Source organism: Methylophaga sp. UBA3613 (genome assembly GCF_002375415.1).
GTDB lineage: Bacteria > Pseudomonadota > Gammaproteobacteria > Nitrosococcales > Methylophagaceae > Methylophaga.
Window position 1 is genome coordinate 54,413 of the sequence record NZ_DFLS01000004.1, and the last position, 18,939, is coordinate 73,351.

Annotated in this window: 18 protein-coding genes; 14 read left to right on the forward strand and 4 right to left on the reverse strand. The window is 46.4% G+C overall.

Going from position 1 to position 18,939, the window contains the following annotated elements; all coding sequences use genetic code 11:
• Nucleotides 1–165: 165 nt before the first annotated feature.
• The 3 genes from B3S93_RS15610 to B3S93_RS02405 all read left to right on the forward strand — a co-directional run bounded on the left by B3S93_RS15610 (nt 166) and on the right by B3S93_RS02405 (nt 3,523).
• Nucleotides 166–423, forward strand: coding sequence for a TIGR02450 family Trp-rich protein (locus tag B3S93_RS15610; protein ID WP_414673847.1), 258 nt, complete (start codon nt 166–168; stop codon nt 421–423).
• 591 nt (nt 424–1,014) lie between these two features.
• Nucleotides 1,015–1,347, forward strand: coding sequence for a thioredoxin family protein (locus tag B3S93_RS02400; protein WP_292400391.1), 333 nt, complete (start codon nt 1,015–1,017; stop codon nt 1,345–1,347).
• 328 nt (nt 1,348–1,675) lie between these two features.
• Entirely contained in the window at nt 1,676–3,523 is a 1,848-nt protein-coding gene (locus tag B3S93_RS02405; RefSeq protein WP_292400388.1) for a lytic transglycosylase domain-containing protein, read from the forward strand.
• A gap of 144 nt (nt 3,524–3,667) precedes the next feature.
• Here the strand turns inward: B3S93_RS02405 and B3S93_RS02410 are convergent, their stop codons facing one another.
• Complete coding sequence (locus tag B3S93_RS02410; protein WP_292400385.1) at nt 3,668–3,955, reverse strand: DUF3144 domain-containing protein; 288 nt, start codon at nt 3,953–3,955, stop codon at nt 3,668–3,670.
• A gap of 236 nt (nt 3,956–4,191) precedes the next feature.
• On the opposite strand from B3S93_RS02410, the gene B3S93_RS02415 reads away from it, so the two are divergent.
• Nucleotides 4,192–4,533, forward strand: coding sequence for a Fis family transcriptional regulator (locus B3S93_RS02415; RefSeq protein WP_292400382.1), 342 nt, complete (start codon nt 4,192–4,194; stop codon nt 4,531–4,533).
• Between the two features lie 137 nt (nt 4,534–4,670).
• Nucleotides 4,671–5,522, forward strand: coding sequence for a PA4780 family RIO1-like protein kinase (locus tag B3S93_RS02420; protein WP_292400379.1), 852 nt, complete (start codon nt 4,671–4,673; stop codon nt 5,520–5,522).
• Between the two features lie 28 nt (nt 5,523–5,550).
• Here B3S93_RS02420 and B3S93_RS02425 read toward each other — a convergent pair whose 3' ends face one another.
• Nucleotides 5,551–6,930, reverse strand: a complete 1,380-nt coding sequence (locus B3S93_RS02425; protein ID WP_292400376.1) for an alanine/glycine:cation symporter family protein — start codon at nt 6,928–6,930, stop codon at nt 5,551–5,553.
• 421 nt (nt 6,931–7,351) lie between these two features.
• Between B3S93_RS02425 and B3S93_RS02430 the strand changes: the two genes are divergently transcribed.
• The 4 genes from B3S93_RS02430 (at nt 7,352) to B3S93_RS02445 (ending at nt 11,319) form a co-directional block, all read left to right on the forward strand.
• Complete coding sequence (locus tag B3S93_RS02430; protein WP_292353505.1) at nt 7,352–7,927, forward strand: CatB-related O-acetyltransferase; 576 nt, start codon at nt 7,352–7,354, stop codon at nt 7,925–7,927.
• Nucleotides 7,928–8,216: 289 nt separating this feature from the next.
• Entirely contained in the window at nt 8,217–8,894 is a 678-nt protein-coding gene (locus B3S93_RS02435; protein WP_292400374.1) for a methyl-accepting chemotaxis protein, read from the forward strand.
• A gap of 39 nt (nt 8,895–8,933) precedes the next feature.
• Complete coding sequence (locus tag B3S93_RS02440) at nt 8,934–9,632, forward strand: class I SAM-dependent methyltransferase (RefSeq protein ID WP_292400372.1); 699 nt, start codon at nt 8,934–8,936, stop codon at nt 9,630–9,632.
• 214 nt (nt 9,633–9,846) lie between these two features.
• A complete protein-coding gene (locus tag B3S93_RS02445; RefSeq protein ID WP_292400369.1) occupies nt 9,847–11,319 on the forward strand; it encodes a hypothetical protein in 1,473 nt (490 codons plus the stop codon).
• 139 nt (nt 11,320–11,458) lie between these two features.
• Here B3S93_RS02445 and B3S93_RS02450 read toward each other — a convergent pair whose 3' ends face one another.
• A complete protein-coding gene (locus B3S93_RS02450; RefSeq protein ID WP_292400367.1) occupies nt 11,459–12,205 on the reverse strand; it encodes a glutaredoxin family protein in 747 nt (248 codons plus the stop codon).
• A 285-nt stretch (nt 12,206–12,490) separates the two neighbouring features.
• Here B3S93_RS02450 and B3S93_RS02455 point away from each other — a divergent pair, with 285 nt between their 5' ends.
• The 3 genes from B3S93_RS02455 to B3S93_RS02465 all read left to right on the forward strand — a co-directional run bounded on the left by B3S93_RS02455 (nt 12,491) and on the right by B3S93_RS02465 (nt 15,778).
• The gene (locus B3S93_RS02455) at nt 12,491–13,456 is read left to right on the forward strand and encodes a zinc-binding metallopeptidase family protein (RefSeq protein ID WP_292353510.1); all 966 of its coding nucleotides are present in this window, start codon (nt 12,491–12,493) and stop codon (nt 13,454–13,456) included.
• Nucleotides 13,457–13,766: 310 nt separating this feature from the next.
• On the forward strand, nt 13,767–15,014 hold the full coding sequence (locus B3S93_RS02460) for a carboxylate--amine ligase (protein ID WP_349677822.1): 1,248 nt from the start codon (nt 13,767–13,769) through the stop codon (nt 15,012–15,014).
• A 407-nt stretch (nt 15,015–15,421) separates the two neighbouring features.
• Nucleotides 15,422–15,778, forward strand: coding sequence for a DUF2141 domain-containing protein (locus B3S93_RS02465; protein ID WP_292400361.1), 357 nt, complete (start codon nt 15,422–15,424; stop codon nt 15,776–15,778).
• Nucleotides 15,779–15,963: 185 nt separating this feature from the next.
• Here the strand turns inward: B3S93_RS02465 and B3S93_RS02470 are convergent, their stop codons facing one another.
• Nucleotides 15,964–16,266: a hypothetical protein gene (locus tag B3S93_RS02470; protein WP_292400359.1), complete on the reverse strand. Its 303-nt coding sequence runs from the start codon at nt 16,264–16,266 to the stop codon at nt 15,964–15,966.
• Between the two features lie 377 nt (nt 16,267–16,643).
• Between B3S93_RS02470 and B3S93_RS02475 the strand changes: the two genes are divergently transcribed.
• Together B3S93_RS02475 and B3S93_RS02480 are read left to right on the forward strand one after the other, a co-directional pair.
• Nucleotides 16,644–17,630: a GGDEF domain-containing protein gene (locus B3S93_RS02475; RefSeq protein WP_292400356.1), complete on the forward strand. Its 987-nt coding sequence runs from the start codon at nt 16,644–16,646 to the stop codon at nt 17,628–17,630.
• A gap of 146 nt (nt 17,631–17,776) precedes the next feature.
• Nucleotides 17,777–18,919: an endonuclease/exonuclease/phosphatase family protein gene (locus B3S93_RS02480; RefSeq protein WP_292353515.1), complete on the forward strand. Its 1,143-nt coding sequence runs from the start codon at nt 17,777–17,779 to the stop codon at nt 18,917–18,919.
• Nucleotides 18,920–18,939 lie beyond the last annotated feature (20 nt).

Genomic DNA, 18,939 nt, shown 5'->3' on the forward strand with positions numbered 1-18,939 from the left:
GCCAACTTGATTTGGTTTGATTCCGCGAATCAATGGGGTCAGAGTATTTGATTTTACTCTAAGCCACTATTTATGCAGCCGATGAAATCGTTATGTGAGACCTTTTAACGCCAGCTGAAAACGCTCAGTCACTATTTAAGATGGGAGCTTATTTACCATCGTGTCATGTTAATCTTGAATTCCATACTGTTCTTATCAGGTCTTACTGTGAATCGAATAAACCCAGCTAAGCTACATAACAGTAAATGGACGGCGGTGAATCCGATAAATCGAGAAAAGCATTTCCTGGTATCAGACATCGAGTTTGATGAAGATGGTTCAGTTATCTCATGCAAATTGGAAGCGATTATTTCTAAGAAGCTCTATTTAATCGACTGGACGGAATTAAAAAACCAAGAAAAATGGATTCAGGGTTGGAAATAGCTATTAGCAGTGGTGGAACCAAAAGGGGCAGAGTATTTGGTTTTGAGATACTTTACCCCTTGATCCCTTAAAAGCCGAGAATAAAACTGGGTTAAAAAATCAACGCAAAAAGGCCGATCACGACAAGCAATCCGATAATAAAAATAATCCCTGCTACACTGCCTAAAAATTTAAACATGAATATCTCCTCGTTGTTTTCAATGGATGTGGGCCGATTTTGTTTGGCTCACTAACAACTCATACTTGCATGCTTCTCAAATAGTGAGCGATAACATCAGTTAACTTGTACCTTCCACAACGAGTGAGGTGCTACTACTTTTTTACGGGCTGTTTGGCTAGATATAATCAAAAGAAATTAGTGGGACCAGTTTCTTATTAATAGTAATTTTTTAATTAGTAAAAATTACTTTTTTCATCCTGTGAAAACGCCTGGACGACCAAGACTGAATATCTGCATACGTGATTGTTTCTAGATATAAACTACAGATTATGTTTGTGGCAGAAGATGGTTATTTTTTTTAGTTTGGGCTTCTTTATGAAGCGCCAACAAAATATAGTTGTAGTCTACATTCATAGTGGGGAATAAATGTGATGAATGATATTGGTTCTAACGCTGATTACGCAGAAGAATCCTTTACACCTGAACAAATTAGCGAGTTGTCCGGTGACACGTTACTGGAGTTTGGCGCACCCTGGTGTGGTCACTGTCAGGCGGCAAGTTCGGCGATAAACGAAGCCGTATCTGAACATTCAGAACTGCGTCATCTAAAAATATATGATGGAAAGGGCAAACGACTGGGGCGTGCGTTCAAGGTAAAGCTTTGGCCGACGTTGATACTGCTGCACGATGGTCATGAAGTGGATCGTCTGGTGAGGCCATTACGTTCGGATGAAGTTCGCGAATTAATGTCGAAACTCAACTAAAAGCGGCTAATAGGTTAAGGCATCTGACGCCCTCAACGTTGTCGCTTCTAAGAACATTCCCTTTCGCTGCTCTTAAACGCAAAACCTTCGAAATCCCTTTTTGGAATAATCTTAAAGACCTGGAACAGCCGAATTGAAGTGGCTGGATATCGCGAAAAACTGACTTCAAATTTGATAAGTGACGGCAGCCTGGCAAGGCCATTAGCCTTGATGACCGATCGTTGCAATTCATAACACTTGTTAAAAAAGATCGGCATAATATTGCAGGCCAGTATTAGGCTCGGGTCCCTGACCCAGAATCAAGTCGCTTTAACCTTTGGAACATCGCATGAAACATATTGGATGGCTGCTTTTCGTCATGTACAGTTCGAACGCGCTGTCTGCTGGCGAAGTTGAAATCCCTTTGCTGGCTGAAACCGCGCATCTCCAGACAGCGATCAGTCGCGCCCTTGAATTCGATGAGAATGGCCAGAGCACCATTAGCAACGACCCATGTAACCGGGTTGAATTGTCCGATATGGTGGTGGTTACCGAAGATGCCCAATTGTCTGTCGGCATGGCCTTGACTGCCACGACAGGTGCTTATGTACTCGGTGCTTGTCGGGGCCCAAAACCGTGGCAGGGTCGTCTTGCGTTGAAACTGACCCCACAGGTGATGGCTTCGGGACTGGGCATAGAGTTTCTGCCTGATTCGATCGAGTTATCTCGCCCGGATAGCACCCCCGGCCTTTTGAGTAAACCGGTTCAGCTCATTGCCGATACACTGGTACTGCCGCGCATGAAGCGGGTGCAAATTGACCTGGCCGGGCCGCTGAACAGCCTTGATGGATTAATCGTGCAAATGATGGGGGCGGGGAGAGAGCAAGGTGGTGAGCAGTCCCTGCTTCAGCGAACTCATATTACCCGCCTTCAAACGGAAGAAACAGGCGTCAGAGCCTGGCTGGCGTTTCAGGTTCGCCCCCCTGAACCAGCCGAACAAGCAGTTGAACCAACATTTGACGACAGCGAGTTGGCTCAATGGCAAACGCTTGAAGATGAGTTAGATGGCTTTCTGACGACCATTATTTCGGCGCTGGCCTACTCGACGGAGTCTCGTGCCTTACGTCTGGAATTACTCGCCGTGCTGCTGGACGCGCGACACGCGATTGCTGAAGCGCTGACGGTCGATGATCCTGCATATGATCCGGTTCGAGAACTTTTCCTGACGACATGGGAGCGGTTGCGGCCACTGATGAGCGAACTGGAAGGCCTGAAGACACCGGGACTGGAAGTGGATTTCAAGCTTGCCGCGTTTATAGCTGGTGGTGACGCGCTGCGAGCACTTGACGCCCTCGGGCCGGAGTATGGTTTTGAAATTACCCGTGACGGACTGCGCCGGCTTGCCCGCTTGCTGCTCGCCGAAGCGGTGCCTCCGAGTTTTACACCTTTGCCATTGGAGGTTGATCCAGAGTTTCGTGATTTGTTTGGGTTTAATGCCAAAGACGAGGCCGTATTTACACCAGCAGAATTGACGGGACAAATCTCCGGTGGTTTTGGCTGGATAGGGTCTTGGCTGATGTCGAACGCTCATGCTGAAAGTATCCAACCAGCCGAGGCTCTAAAGGGGGTGGTCCCGCGACCGGATAACCTTAATGATTACCTTGAGCTGGTCGACAGCTTACTGGAGGAAGAAGCCAGTGCCTGGCTGGCTAAAAATGATAGCGTACCTGAGATGATGGCGGAGCGACTGGATCCTTTGGTTCGTGCCACAGCATGGAAAGAGTCCTGCTGGCGCCACCTCGTAATTTCGAGTGGCGAGCCTCAAGTGTTGCGTTCAGCCGGAGGGGCGGTGGGCATGATGCAGATCAACGGTCGGGTCTGGCGCAAGGTCTACGATCTGGACCGTCTCGTGGATGAGGTTGATTACAATGTGAACGCCGGTATCGATATTTTGACCCATTACATGCTTGATTATGCGATCCGTAAAGGCGAGCACGAACAGCCCGGCGGTGCTGACAATTTGGTAAAGGCAACCTACGCCGCTTATAACGGCGGTCCTGGGCAGTTGGCACGATACCGTCGCGAAGACACCTCCGCCCAATTGAAGGCCATCGACAATGCATTCTGGCAACATTACACAACCATCAAGGCCCATAAATGGCCGGACATCTCAAGCTGCTACTCGGTCGGTGGTTGACACCAGAGTTCAAGGTTTCAGTCAGATTGATTTTGCTTTTCTCAGAGCGGTGCCTTTACTGCAGTAAACTCTGAGCACCTTCAATCAATATAAAGCCCTGTTTACAGAGAACAGGGCTTTATGTCCTAGCATTTTATTGATTGATTATTTCTGTCTAAAGCTATCAAAACGTGCAATATGTTCTTCCAGATTTTGGTTGAGCATTTCTGCGTAGCGTTGAGTGAAGTATTCAATGGCGGCTTGTTTTTCGGCTTGTAGATTTTCTGCACTTTCAACCGAACGGGCGACGCTGAAGGCATTAAAGCGAGCGGCTGAAAACAGAATAGATGTATTGGCGTCGTCTACACTGCTGTCTGCTGCTTGTTGATTAGCAAGGGCAATGAATTCATCGACACGTTGTTGAAATGTTTTTGTTGGTGAATTTTCACTCATTCTTTCTCTCTCATTAATGTTATGGGTTTGAAATTTGATAGCAGTCCTGATGAGGTTGTTATTGGCTATGTAAGCCAATTGAACGCAACACATAATATCAGATAGAAAAACCTGAGCAGTTTTAGGTTCACTAAAGACAGTAAAACGCGAAAGAGTTTTTGGACTAGCACTCATCAATTAACTCGATCTTTACTCCTTAAGAGTCCTATATTAAATCATTAGACCGAATACGAACTATGCGTAAAACTGATAAAAAAATTGATAACGAACTTCGGCTAAAATTGACCGATGTATGTGAACAAGGATTAAAAGATATCGCTGGTTTCCAGTGGCTAACGCACTTGGTGAACTATGATGATTATCCAAATAGCTTAATGGTTGTTTGTGTATTTGATACCAACGAGAATTTGAAAAATTACCTCCAATCAGATGACAGCCAAGCATTGATATCTCTAATTGAAGCTGAATTTAAAACGATGGATATCAAGCTCAAACGCCTTGGTGATCATATCGCATACGATTCTGAAGAGAACTGTAATCAATACCACAATGGTAATTGGGCACTTAGGTTGGGTTAACCAATATCAATCAACTCTTACCTCTATTTATTAGACAAACAAGCAAGCATCAGTCACCAACTAATTTAAACAAGCGGCTGTAGTTTATACTGCACGGTATCTTTTACTGGATACGTTTGAGCGATAAAAACCGAATAATGAAAATACCAAAACAAATTCAGCCGCTTGTTGATGATGGCCTTGTGGATGAAGTGATTAGTCGCTTAATGAGCGGCAAAGAAGCCGATGTCTATGTCGTGAGATGTGGTGATGAAATACGCTGTGCCAAAGTCTATAAAGATGCGGTCAAGCGTAGCTTTAAAAAAGCCGTTCAATACCAGGAAGGACGAAAAGTACGCAATAGTCGCCGGGGCCGGGCGATGGAAAAAGGCTCTAAATTTGGTCGTCAGCAGCAGGAAGAAACCTGGCAGAATGCCGAAGTCGATGCCCTGTATTTGCTTGCCAGTGCCGGAGTGAGGGTACCTGAACCCTATGACTGCCTGAATGGCGTGTTATTGATGGAATTGATTACGGATGAGGAGGGTAATGTCGCGCCGCGCCTCAACGATGTCTCCATGTCTGCCGAGCAAGCCATCGAAGACCACATGATGGTCATGCATTCGGTGAAAAAAATGCTTTGTGCTGGCTTAGTCCATGGCGATTTGTCAGAGTTTAATGTTCTGGTCGATGCACATGGCCCGGTTATTATCGATCTGCCACAAGCGGTGAATGCGGTGGCCAATAATAATGCCCAAGCTATGTTAAGTCGTGATGTGCAAAATATGACCCGTTACTATGCTCAATTCGCACCCGAACTTCGTAAAACGCATTTCGACAAAGAAATATGGTCGCTCTTCGAAAATGGGGAATTACTACCTGATACAGAACTCACTGGTCTGTTTGAAGAAGATACTCAAGCCGCTGATGTGGATGGGGTGATGCTTGAAATCAAAGCGATCCTGGAAGAAGAACAAGAAAGGCAATTGTGGTTACGTGATAAGGATGATTAAGGTTTAACCGTATTATTTTTAGAAAAAATCAAGTTGGCTGATCCTCTGATTGCTTCCCATGCCGCTGAAAATAGTCCCGCGCAGCGCGGTTGACCTTAGGGGCGAGCAGCAGTGCGGAAATCATGGTCGGTATCGCCATGGTCGCATAGAGTCCGTCAATGAGGCCGATGATGGCCGGCAGACTGGTCACGCTGCCAAAAACCACCAGTGCGGCGTAAATCCAGACGTAATGGTGCTGATGTCGCGCCCCAATCAGAAAGCCCAGACACTTGCTGCCGTAATACCAGAAGGTAAAAATGGTGCTCAGCGACAGCAGCGCCACGACAACGGTAAGCAGATAGGCACCGATACCGGGGAAGGCGGTTTCAAATGCTTGTGATGTCAGGGTCACACCATCGATGTCGCCATCAACTTGCCAGCTACCGGTCACCAGAATGGCCAGAGCAGTACAGGTACATACCAACAGGGTATCGATAACTGGCCCCATCATAGCAACCAGACCCTCACGAATGGGTTCATTGGTACGTGCCGCACCATGGGCCATTGCCTCGGTACCAATTCCAGCTTCGTTGGAAAAAGCCCCGCGGCGCACGCCCATCAGAATGACGGTGCCAATAGCGCCCCCCGCGACGGCGTCACCGGAAAAGGCATCGCTAATAATCAGCTGAAAAGCGGCCGGAATTTCGCTGGCGAAACGCATCAACAGCAGGGCGGTCATCCCCAGATAAAGCAATACCATAACCGGTAGCATGCGTAACGTAACGCGGCCAACGCGTTGGATATGGCCTGTCGTCACCAACAATACCAGGGCGGCAATGAGTACCCCCATCACCAGATCAAATGTGAAATGGCTTTGTGACGTGGCCCAGCCGGCAGGTTCAGCCACCACTTCACGGACAATTTGCACCAACTGGTTAACCTGAAAGGCGGGCATGGTGCCCATCAGCCCGGCGACTGCAAACAGCACGGCCAGTGGCCACCAGCGTTTGCCCAGACCTTCGCGTACGACATACATGGGACCACCCTGAAGGTTGCCCTCACTGTCTTTGCCGCGAAACATTACACTCAGGGAGCAGGTATAAAACTTGGTGGCGACACCGATGATGGCTGTCACCCACATCCAGAAGATGGCGCCCGGGCCGCCCATGGTAATTGCCAGCGCTACACCGGCAATATTGCCCAGTCCCAGCGTCCCGGACAGGGCGGTGCTCAGCGCCTGAGTATGGGGTATATCACCTTCATCGCCTTCACGATCAAAACGTCCTGTCAGGATTTGTAAGGCATGTCTGAAATGGCGATAAGGCAGGCCACCCGAATACACCACAAAAAACAGCCCACCACCTACCAGCAATATAACCAGCGGCAGGCCCCACATAAAATTGGCGAAGGCGGTAAAAAGCGCTTCCATGTTGTTATCCTGATTGTGTTCAGGCTTTTACCCTAGCGCTTTGCCGGTACAGATTCAAAAGACATTCGACAAGAGTGGGGACGCTTCCCTTTAATTGGTTAATATTCTAGTCTATTGCTATGCTCGAAATAGCCGACATATATTTCAAAATTCCATACCTCATTACCCAGTTAGATAATTGACGTGATGATGTATTTTTTCTTGATGATGACAAGCAACGCTATTTAGAGTGCAACACTTACTCTTGTTAAAACATCAGGTAACGTTTTTTGGCATATTCCTTGATGGATAATAAAAGGGAATCTTCCCTTTTTCGACTGAGAATGAATATAAACAATGCTCTTAGATTATTCATTATGTATGCCTTAATTTCAGCGCATGTTATTTGAATGGCCAGAATATCTACAGGATAAAAATTATTATGGCGAGTTTGGATACTCAGCAGGGGATTATTGAAAACAGCAAGGTCACAATTGGACCATGTACCTATGGTTATGAGTACTTGCAAGTATTCGGCTCGGAAGGCGTTTCGTTGACAATAGGCAGTTTCTGTTCAATTGCAATGAAAACCACTATATTTCTTGGCTCAAACCATCGAACTGATTGGATCACTACCTTTCCATTTGGTCATCAAATGGCTGATGAGTTAGGAGGCCGGGAAATAAAAGGCCATCCGGCTAGTAATGGTGACGTCGTCATCGGCCATGATGTTTGGATTGGCTATGGCTCAACTATTGTATCTGGCGTAACAATTGGAAGCGGAGCTGTTATTGCTGCCAACGCTCACGTTGTTAAGGATGTTGCTCCCTATGAAATTGTCGGTGGAAACCCTGCAAAACACATTCGATATAGGTTCGATGAGGAAATAAGAGCGTTACTTTTGGAGTTAAGATGGTGGGATTTGCCTATCAGCGTAATTAAAGAGCTGAGCCAAACCTTATCTTCAGAGCCGACGGTTGATTTACTGAAGTCACTCGTTGCTTCGTTTAGAGCCTGATTATGTTTGATGTGCATTGCAATTTAAAACCTACTGTTCTGATATAAGGATGCTTTGGTTTGGCGAGAAATTAAGTGGCAGACATCTAACTTACTGGTTATGCGGGAGAAGTTTCTTTCTTTATCAACTTCATCTATTGTTTACTTTGCTTTATAAACGGGGTGAGGTCACTGGACGTCTAGTGGATTCCTTCATCCGAATAAATGCAACATAACGCATCAAAGGCGACGCTCATAACTCGCACGCTTTAATGCGAGTGTTATCAACCTCTATTAATGGAAGAGAGACCATGAGCATCATTGAAGCCTTTCCCAACGGAACGCCAATAGATAATCAAAACATCTTTGAAAGTATTTCCAGCCGCATGTCTGGTTTTTTGTATCGTTGCCGCATGGACAATGACTACACCATGCTGAACATGTTCGGCAATGTCCAGGAGCTGACCGGTTATAAACATCAGGAGTTAATTGGCAACAAACTTACTTCCTACGTGAATCTGATCCACGAGGAGGATGCACAGGCTGTCGATGATGCAGTGGCGGCAGCTATTGAAGAGCGTAAGAACTGGGATGTGGATTACCGCTTAAAATGCAAAACGGGTGACCCCATTTGGGTGAATGAAAAGGGCGGCCCGGTATTTGACGACAATAATCAAGTGGCGTTTCTTGAGGGGGTGGTGACCACGATACAAGCCAGGAAATTGCAGGAACTGGAGCGTCAATCCAGAATGGATGAAGTGGAAAGCCATAGCGCGGACATCATCAAGCAAACCCATACCATTTTGGATATGTTGAAAACCCTCCGCCTGCTTAGCTTGAATGCCAGTATTGAGGCCGCACGTGCTGGAGACGCGGGCCGAGGTTTTGCTGTAGTTGCATCCGAGGTAAAAAAACTGGCCGAGAACACGGGGCATGCCACTACCGAAATCACCCGATTAACCAAAGAGCTCGACGCACTGCTTAAGTAATTATTTATCCAGGCGACCAGATAAAGGCAAAGCCATAACATGCAACCCGAAGAAATTAAGGAAATTTTCGATCAGCAAGCTTCAGGCTACGATCAGCAATGGGCCAGAATGGCGTCCATCAATAATGGTTTATATTTTTTGCTGGAATCTGTTTTTGCGGGGTTAGCTGAAGATGCTCACATTCTTTGTGTGGGAGCTGGCACAGGCAAAGAGTTGATTCATCTTGCCAGGAAATTTCCCAGTTGGCAGTTTACGGCGGTAGAGCCTTCAGGTGCCATGCTTGCTGTCTGTCGTCAAAAGGTTGAAGAGGAAGGGATGACGAGTCGCTGTCATTTTCATGAAGGCTATCTTGACTCTTTACCTGACAAACAGCTTTATGACGCAGCAACCTGCTTTCTGGTTTCCCAGTTTATTCTGGATCAACAGCTGCGCACAAAGCTGTTTGGTGAAATTGCTCAAAGACTGAAACAGGGTGGAATATTGGCAAGTGCCGATTTAGCTTCACAATTAGGATCGGATGAGTATGAAGCCTTATTGCATACATGGATGACAATGATGGCGGGGGCTGGCATTACAGCTGAAAAACAAAACCAGATAAGAGATGCCTATGCCAAAGATGTAGCGGTTCTGCATCCCACCAAGGTCGCTGACATCATTAAATCAGCAGGTTTTTGTGTACCTGTGCAATTCTTTCAAGCAGGATTGATTCATGCATGGTTTGCCAAATTGCAAACGTAAAAACAACTAAAATAGCAGCGTCCTCTTATACAAAAGTCTGAGTAGAAACAGCTTCAGTCTGTAAGTAAATAAAATCAAGTTGCTAAACCATTCGGCTATCACATCTTCAGTTTTCATTTAGCGTCCTGGTTCACATTAATTGCAACATTCATAGAGTTGTCACAATAAATCACTATCTTCAGTCCCGATGTTCATTATCTGACTTGGAGGTAACGTGAAAAATACGCAAAAATTAGTACTCGCTTCAATACTGGCAGCTCTGTATAACGTGCCAGCAATGGCGGCAACCTGTATTCCTGGTGGCACGAGTGATTCACCGACGCTGATCTGCACCCCAACAGACAGCGGCAATATCAATGACAACAGAGACAACCTGTCAGTGACCGTTGAAAGCGGTGCACAGATTGTCCGTGCAACTGGACGTCCGGTGCAATTGGAAGGATCCAACCAGACGCTGAATAATCAGGGCCTGATTGAAAGTGGCGATGATGATGCGATTCGTGGCAAGGGTGTAAACCTGACAATCGACAATTCCGGCACTATACGTGGCGGTGACCGGGGTATCCGTCTTCAGGATGACGCCGATAATTTCACACTGATCAACCGTGAAACTGGAAAAATCTTCGCGGAAAACCAGGCCGTCAGATTGGACAATGATGCCGAACTGGAAAACGCACATATTACCAATTATGGCCTGATTCAAAGTACTGATGGTCGCGCCATTCAGAGCCGTGGACCAGGTGGCACTGTGATTAACTACGGTACGCTGCTTGGCGGTGAGGAAGTGATTGAAGCGAGAGAGAATTTCACGCTTGAAAATCACGGCACTATCGCGTTGAACGGGTTGTCATGGGATGCTGGCACGCAGACCTGGATGAATACAGGTGCCACTGACGATGAAGACGGTGTGCAATTTGCCAGCGGGGAAGCCAATAACTACGGCGTGATCCTCGGTAGCGATGATGGAATCGACATCGACGAGGGTAAGGTGCACAACCACGCCTCGGGCGTCATTGTCTCCACCGGATCGGCGAGTAATCCATTGGAAGGCGGTAATGGCATCGACGTAGATTCATTGTACGAGCCTACGCAAGGTGAGGTTCGCACTGCAGGTCCACTGACCATCGTAAACGAAGGCTATATCGAAGGCGTCCACGCGATTGGTACAGATGTGGCCAGCACCTCTGAGATCACCATTGAGAACAGCGGTACCTTGGTTGGCCGGTCAGGTACTGCAATCCAGTTTGCACCCAATCAGGGTAATAGTAGCTTGCAACTGAGTGGCAACAGCGAGATTATCGGTGATGTTATCTTTGGCGCTGGCGATGACATGCTGATTGTGGATGGGCTTACTTCAACTTCAGGTATGCTGAGTACCGGCATTTTTGATGGCGGCTTGGGAGAGAATAGTGTTTTCTTTAATGATTTTTCACTGTCTAATATTTTGTCATTTGATATCACCGACACGTTGATATACATGTCCTTCGGTATCGCGAGTGATGAACTGTTCTCAGGAAAATTCACTAACTTCTCATCATGGACATTTGGTGCTGATGGCTCTTTCTCGACAGAAGCGCTTGCAAGACAGTTTATGAATCCAAGTGCGGTGCCACTACCTGCGGCATTACCGCTTTTCGCTTTCGGCCTTTTCGGACTTTGGGCTGGCCGAGCACGTCTTTTGAAATAATCATCGACGTAGGGGCAACCCTCATTGCGTCGAGCCAATGTCTTTTGGATCAAAAGGGTCAGAGTCTGACACTGACCCTTTTGATTCAGCTGTTTTTACACCCGATTTAAGCTACGTTTTGCATTAGGATTTTATTGTCCTAGAAGTATCTGAACATCCACAGCCCCATCGCGATCATCATCAGGTTTTCGGTGAGCGATACAAATCCCAGTGGTACATTGCTGCCACCACCTACGCAGGCGCATTTGAGTTCGCGTTTGTCTATATACACTGCCTTGAGCACTGATACCGCGCCGACCGTGCCGATAAATAATGCGACAGGGATAGCCAACCACAGCATTGCTCCTGCCACCATGAGAACGCCTGCCAGCAATTCACCAAAAGGATACACATAGGAGTAGGGCACCACCCGACGTGCCAACAGGTCATAGTTGAGAAACATGGTTGAGAAGCTTTCAACATCCTGTAATTTGAGCAGCGCCAGAATGCTCATGCTAATGGCGATAAACAGCTCGGCAGTACGGATGCTCAGCAGACCTTCGCCCAACATCCAGCTTATCGCCAGAGCCAACAGGGCGGCAACGCCGAATACTGCCAATACAGGCTGATAACTGGTTTCGTCCTTGGCTTTTACCTTCTTGCCGAAGTGCTGCCGCAACGCGTCATATCCACCAATACGGGTTTCGTTGATAAATGTCTGGGGTGTCGTTTCCACATCATGCTGCTCTTTGAACGCATCGGTTTGTTCGCGTGAAGTCAGCCATTTATCTTCCACTTCATAACCTTCACGTTTAAGCAGATCCAGGGATTTCAGGCCAAACGGACAAACATGCTTGTCCATGACCATACGATAGAGCGTTGCTTGTTTTGTTGGATCAGATGACATCGAATTCTTCTCCTTGTTTTTATAAATGGCTTTATCTTTTGGGGGGCTTGCAGAGCGAAGAAGTTCCTTTCGCTACTTGCCCTTTACTATACGGTAAGACTTCTTTGATTGTTTTTTCAAATTAATACCATCCTGTCGGCTCTGATTTTATTAGCGATATTCACTGGAGGGATTAACGGATATCTGTTTCAGGATAGTTGGTTATTGTTTCAAAAGGGTATAGGTTAACTTTTACACAAGAATACTATTTGCGTATTTGGTCGTTAGCCAGGAGCTTTATTTTATATGTTGGCATTCTCAAATCCGGTTGGCTCAGGAACCCTTTGGTTCCACAATCTGACCACTGCCGAAGGTACACCCGTAGCCTATGATCCCCAGGCGCGGGCATTCCTGCCCATGCCGCCATTCTGTGCAAACCGTGAGATTATTGGTTGCAACTGGATAGCACCCGAAGAAGGTGCTTTTTGCCGGTCATGTGCGATGACTGCGTTGGCGCCGGATCCGGAAATTCCCAACGCTATCTCAAATTGGGCAGAAACCGAAGCAGCAAAACGCTGGGTACTCGATAACCTTGGCCGCTGGCACTGGTTCCGGCCGGAAGATCCCGGAACGCGGCCGGTTTTTCATATGCTTGCTGATGGACATACGCTTGCTGCTATGGGGCATGGCAATGGCGTCGTAACCATTAGCGTATCCGAGGCCGATCCAGTAGTGCGGGTTACCCGCAGAGAAGCCCTGGACGAGCCTTACCGAACGATGATCGGCCACATGCGCCATGAAATTGCACACATGCTTTGGTGGCGACTGAGCCTGCGTGAAGACTTTCTGCAGGCGTTTCGGGTGATGTTTGGTGATGAGCGAGAGGACTACACAGCGGCACTTCAGCGACATTACCAGCAAGGTGCACCACAAGACTGGGAGCTGTTTTACCTGACCAGCTACGCCTCGGCGCATCCTCACGAAGACTGGGCTGAAACGACGGCACATTTGTTACATCTGACAGATATTACCGACAGTTTTGTGGCAACTGGCCTAAGTTCTCCAGAACTGCCTCACCATAGCTGGGATCCCTATTCAGAGCCTGACTCTGTTTTGCTAATCAACGTTGCTACCGCCCTCGCGACACGCGTCAATCACATTAACCGCTCAATGGGGTTATCAGACGTCTATCCCTTTGTTCTATCGGAAACTGGCCGGCGCAAGCTTGCATTCGTACACGACTGGTTGCGACGCGGGGCTCAGGGGCGCTGATCTGCTGCTTTTTTGTCACGAATAGCAGGGATACCACCAAACCCTTTTGTCTTTTTGTGTTATGTTTGAACTGACAGTTAGTGGTCAGTTGTAATGAAGCCGACTAGCTCATTCTGAAATTAGGAAGCTGATAAAGCCTCCCTATCAATGATTTATTCAATCTCCTCTAAACAATACTGACAAGCTCAGTTCATTTTGTGTGCTTTTTCCAGTAAGGCTTCTCTGAGGAGGCTCAACAGGAGAATGTTCTATGTCGATTACCAGTGAAACTGAATTATCTGAAGAAGTATTATCCTGGCGCGATCCCAATATGGACTCCGTTCGCGGAACAGAAACCCCCAAAGATCCGAACAAAGGCTACATCGCACTGCTTGGCTGGAGTGTCAATGCAATAAAAGCTGCGCAGCAGTTTGACCGTCGCTATATCGTTGTTGCGCCTGAATGGGCTGCAGATTTTTGTACCGCTAACAACATACCTTTCATCTCATGGGATTTTATCCGTCTCAATGATAGGTCCCTGGAAATTGCCGAAAAACTGAAGGCGGAAGGAGTCGATGTAGCTATACCGTTATTCGAGGAAACCGTTGAATGGTCCGGTGCCATCAATTCTGTTCTGCTGAATAATCCGCGCATGTACGGTCAGTCTATTCTGTTCCGTGACAAGGCGTTGATGAAGCGTCGTGCTCAGCTTGGTGGTATTCGCGTGGGGATTTTCGAAGAAGCGCATGAGAAAGAAGATATTGTTCGCTTTATGAAACGCGTTAATCAGACGCTGCTCAAACTTGATGGTGATCCGGATGATCCGATTCACGTTAAGGCATTCGACAAGGCCGGTTGCCTCGGTCACCGAATGATCCGCACGATAGATGAAATCGATAACATTCCGGCCGAAGAGTACCCGTTGCTGATGGAAAGTCACCTGGATGGCTGGGAGTTTGCGGTTGAGGCCTGGATCCACGATGGCAAAATCCAATTCCTCAATATTTCTGAATATGTCACCTTGGGTTACTCTGTATTTGTACCGGCTACCGCGGAACTTGAAAGCTGGCGGAATGCGATCACCAAACAGATCGAATTGCTGATCAAAACCTTCGACATCCAGTTTGGCCTGATTCACCCTGAGTACTTCGTTACGGCTGATGGCGAAATGTACTTTGGCGAAGTTGCCTATCGTCCGCCCGGCTTTAAAGCTTTTGAGCTGATCGAGAGAGCCTACGGATTCAATGCTTATCAGGCTTCGATGCTGGTATTCGATCCGAAAAGCACCAAAGAGGAAGTGGCTGCATTCTTCCCCAAAGAAGTGGTCGATGCCAAGGGGTACGCTGGCTGCTTCGGCGTCTACCCACGCCGTCGTGTGGTCAGCAAGCTGGAAATGCCCAAAGAAACCATTGAGCATCCTTATTTTGAGTCACATGAACTGGTGGCACCGGCAGAAGAAACCGTTCCTGACCGGGCGGCTTTTGGTACGCATTGGGGCCTGATCTTCTTCTTTGGTGATGATCCCATCAAAATGCGCGATTTGCTAAAAGCGCAGGAGGAGTTGGACTTCTACGTCTAATTTCATATGCATAGCGACCTGCCTGCGAGGGTAGGTCGCTATGACTTTTTAGGGTTTGACGGTAAGTTGGGCTCTCCATTACAAAATAGCTGCTTTTCTAAGCAGAGGATAATTGTTTAAACTCAGGATTAACCTATAACAAACTTCACGGACGATATACGGTGCCTGCCCCTCAGTAAGCCGTTAGGCCTTTGATGGCAGTCAGATTCGATTAATCTACGCAGATCAAAACTGTGAGGAAGATTATGAATGAATCAACTAATCGTAAGACCGTTTCTCTTTCATCGATCAAATATTTGTTGACGCAGATCCTTATGGACCTCCGAGGTTTAATTTGGTGTGCGCTGCTGATATTTTCGTACCTTCCCACCGTTGCTTTTGCTTAAACTCCATGTCCTGGAATTCATGTGAAGATTCTCGATATCAGAAATAGCAAAGGAGCTGTCGCGTGCGCGCTTTTCGAGGCGCCAAATGGTTTCCCTACTGAGTTTCTGCGCTATGCAACCAATATTATGATGATAAAAATTCGGGATACAAAGGCACGTTGTGACTTTTTAGATATTCCGCCTGGAACGTATGCCTTGGCTGTTATTCATGATGAAAATATGGACGGCGAGCTTCGTACTAACTGGCTGGGGGTGCCCAAAGAAGGCTACGGTTTTTCAAACGATGCAAAAGCCTCAATGAGTGCGCCTTCATTTGAGGCTGCCAGTTTTACTTACGATGGCCAAAAACTGGATTTGACGATCAAGTTGAATTATTGAGCGATCGTTGAATAAATTCGACCAGAAAATGGATTGAGTTTAATCCTGTGAAAAACCAAGCTTCAGTAGCTGGTATCTTGATGCAGCCTTTGGCCGAAAACCTCAGGAAAGCAGTCGTTCGTTTCAGCAAACGACTGCTTTTGTTTTAAAACTGCAATGTAGGAGTTACCGGGTAGGTGTCGAATCTATTCGTCATTTCCCCAGAATTTCCACCACCTTCTCCGATGCTCTTCTTGTGATTTCTGGCCCTGCTCCGAACCTTTGCCTTGCTGCTTCCGTTCTTGTTCCATTGTACGTTGCCGATCCATGTCTTCCGGATCGTGTTCCCGCTTGCGTTCACGTGTTTGTTCACCTTCGCCGCCATATTGCTGCATCTGTTCTTGCTGCTTTTTGCCTTTACCGTCACCTTGCCCTTGCCCACCGGCAAAGTTAGTTGTCGAGAAAGCTGTTAAGGTCATCAGGGATAGAATTAAAATTAACTTTTTCATGACTTCATACCTCATAAAGATGGAATATGTATGACAGTTAACTTCCTGTTTACTGGATATTTAGTATATGGCTTGGAAATAAACTTACATTGAGCCAGATCAAAGATACGGTTTACAAAATTCTGTCCTAGGGCTAAAAAAAGTAAAAGGGGCGGAGTCAATTGAAAATTTAAGCAAAAAGCACAGATTATTTATGGATTAAAAGGTTTGTCTCCAGTTGCCACGTGCTTTATTCCATTTTGAGAGCTAGTATGCTCTGGTGTCATAAATTTTTATTTAATACTAGTTCGTTATGAAATTCATTCTGTTCTGTTGATTAACTGTTGTTCCTCATTTTGCTATTAATAGCTCAAAGTGCTTTGTAATCGGAGATTTGGATGGATACAGTCGATAAATTGTTTAATGGCAGCTTTATGCCCCATGGCCATTGTTTGCAATGGCTACCGGATCTCCTGTTCCTTCACGTCAGTGGTGATCTATTAACCTCTATTGCTTATTTTGTTATTCCTATTGCCCTTGTCTATTTAGTTAAAAAAAGAACTGATCTCGCTTTTAACTGGATATTTATTATGTTTGCCGCCTTTATTTTTCTGTGTGGTGTTACCCATCTCACTGGTTTAATAAATATCTGGCAGGGTTTTTATTACATTGAGGGGCTTGCTAAGTTTGCAACAGGTTTAGTCTCTATCCTGACCGCAGTTATGATTTGGCGATTAATACCAAAAGCCTTGGCTATTCCAAGCAATGATGAATTTCGAAATAAAAATGCAGCCTTACAGCAAGCTCAACGAGAGTTATTGGAATCCAACCAGTTACTCGAACGACGAGTGTTAGAACGTACCAAAGAGCTTGAACGCTTAACGACAACGGATCCGCTCACGGGTGTGATGAATCGTCGTGGGCTTATAGACAATTTGACAGCAGAAACTGATCGGGCAGAGCGTTACCATCACCACTTAAGTTTATTAATGGTCGACATGGATCACTTTAAAGACGTGAATGATAAATTTGGTCACCTTTCTGGCGATGCCGTTTTAATAGAAGTGGCCAATATTTTGTCTGATACCTGCAGAACCAGTGACTTTCTGGGCCGCTATGGTGGGGAAGAGTTTCTTTTGTTACTTCCCGAAACCGGTACTGAAGAAGCCAGTCAGCTTGCAGAACGTATCAGGGCCGCCATTGAACAGCATCGTTTTTGCCAGGATGATGGCGTCGATATCTCTCTGACATGCAGTATTGGCGTTACAGAGTTTCGAGTTAACCAAACCCAAACCAGCTTGCTTCAAAGCGTTGATCGCATGTTGTATAGCGCCAAAGAGTCCGGTAGAAACAGAGTAGTGGTAAATGATAACTCAGAAAGTTAACCGATAAATGAGCAGCTCTCTCAATCTGCCCAGACGTTCAATATTATTTCCGTCGGAAATAATATTGAGACGAAAACTGAATATAAATATTAAAAGTTTATTTACTTGATACCACTTATCTTATTGCCACATACTCAGTTCTTATCATGACAATAAAACCTTCAGAAAGAGTACTGAATCGCATTTGCCGCATTGCGCTAGCCTTGTTTTCGTTAGCCTTGGTTTGTAGTACCGCAATTCCTTTAATACATACCGATCAATGGTGGATACGAATATTCGATTTTCCTCGCGTACAAATTTCCGTATTGATGGGTTTGGCTTTAGCCGCCTATGTGGCTCTGAGTTTTTGGCGTCGGATGCGGATATGGGAATATGCGCTTGCTGCGATGGTCGTCCTGTCATTGATCTGGCAGCTTATAGCCATTGCTCCATACACCGCGTTTTATCCCAAGGAAATGTCTGAAAGCCGACAGGATAATGATTCCAATCGGATATCGTTACTGATTTATAACGTGCGTTACGATAATCGTGAAGTGAAAGCGCTGCTGAAACTGATACGTGATAACGATCCCGATATAATTTTATTAAGCGAAACGACCAAATGGTGGTTAGAACAACTGGAGGGTCTGGAAGACGACTATCCTTTTACATTATTCCAGCCGCAAGATAATCATTACGGTATGTTGCTTTTCTCCCGACAAGAGCTGGTGAATCCAGAGATCCGCTTTTTAATTGAGTCAGAAATTCCATCAATTCGCACCCAGGTTCGGCTTCCATCGGGAAAACTTGTAACCCTTTATGGTGTGCATCCACGACCTCCGGGTCTTGATCTTTCTGAAGAAGAGGAGGCTGAAGCGGATGGAGATGAACGCGCAGACTCCGATATGCGGGATGCCGAATTGATGTTGGTTGCCAAAGAGGTTAAAGAGTTAGGAGAGGTTCCGGTCATCGTGGCTGGCGATTTTAATGATGTGGCTTGGTCACATACCACACATCTTTTTCAGCGAACGGGTGGTTTACTCGATCCGCGTGTAGGGCGTGGCTTAATGAATACTTTTGATACCAGAAGTCGCCTGTTACGCTATCCACTGGATCATGCTTTCGCCTCAGAACATTTCCTTCTCGTTGAGCTACGACGTCTTCCCGATATCGGATCTGATCACTTTCCCCTATTTGTTGTGCTCGATTACGATCCTGATGCGTCCATTGAAAACGAAGAGCCCCAGTCTGATGCGGATGATGAACAAGAAGCTGAGGAGGCCATCGATAAAGGCAAGAATAGTGAATGAAAGAGTAGCCTTAAGACGTT

What these genes read in the sequence shown, in the direction of transcription:
- B3S93_RS02400 (WP_292400391.1), top strand. Translation starts at nt 1,015, where the DNA reads ATGAATGATATTGGTTCTAACGCTGATTACGCAGAAGAATCCTTTACA.
- B3S93_RS02415 (WP_292400382.1), top strand. Translation starts at nt 4,192, where the DNA reads ATGCGTAAAACTGATAAAAAAATTGATAACGAACTTCGGCTAAAATTG.
- B3S93_RS02435 (WP_292400374.1), top strand. Translation starts at nt 8,217, where the DNA reads ATGAGCATCATTGAAGCCTTTCCCAACGGAACGCCAATAGATAATCAA.
- B3S93_RS02450 (WP_292400367.1), bottom strand. Translation starts at nt 12,205, where the DNA reads ATGTCATCTGATCCAACAAAACAAGCAACGCTCTATCGTATGGTCATG.
- B3S93_RS15610 (WP_414673847.1), top strand. Translation starts at nt 166, where the DNA reads ATGTTAATCTTGAATTCCATACTGTTCTTATCAGGTCTTACTGTGAAT.
- B3S93_RS02440 (WP_292400372.1), top strand. Translation starts at nt 8,934, where the DNA reads ATGCAACCCGAAGAAATTAAGGAAATTTTCGATCAGCAAGCTTCAGGC.
- B3S93_RS02460 (WP_349677822.1), top strand. Translation starts at nt 13,767, where the DNA reads ATGGACTCCGTTCGCGGAACAGAAACCCCCAAAGATCCGAACAAAGGC.
- B3S93_RS02470 (WP_292400359.1), bottom strand. Translation starts at nt 16,266, where the DNA reads ATGAAAAAGTTAATTTTAATTCTATCCCTGATGACCTTAACAGCTTTC.
- B3S93_RS02410 (WP_292400385.1), bottom strand. Translation starts at nt 3,955, where the DNA reads ATGAGTGAAAATTCACCAACAAAAACATTTCAACAACGTGTCGATGAA.
- B3S93_RS02405 (WP_292400388.1), top strand. Translation starts at nt 1,676, where the DNA reads ATGAAACATATTGGATGGCTGCTTTTCGTCATGTACAGTTCGAACGCG.
- B3S93_RS02480 (WP_292353515.1), top strand. Translation starts at nt 17,777, where the DNA reads ATGACAATAAAACCTTCAGAAAGAGTACTGAATCGCATTTGCCGCATT.
- B3S93_RS02430 (WP_292353505.1), top strand. Translation starts at nt 7,352, where the DNA reads ATGGCGAGTTTGGATACTCAGCAGGGGATTATTGAAAACAGCAAGGTC.
- B3S93_RS02425 (WP_292400376.1), bottom strand. Translation starts at nt 6,930, where the DNA reads ATGGAAGCGCTTTTTACCGCCTTCGCCAATTTTATGTGGGGCCTGCCG.
- B3S93_RS02475 (WP_292400356.1), top strand. Translation starts at nt 16,644, where the DNA reads ATGGATACAGTCGATAAATTGTTTAATGGCAGCTTTATGCCCCATGGC.
- B3S93_RS02455 (WP_292353510.1), top strand. Translation starts at nt 12,491, where the DNA reads ATGTTGGCATTCTCAAATCCGGTTGGCTCAGGAACCCTTTGGTTCCAC.
- B3S93_RS02420 (WP_292400379.1), top strand. Translation starts at nt 4,671, where the DNA reads ATGAAAATACCAAAACAAATTCAGCCGCTTGTTGATGATGGCCTTGTG.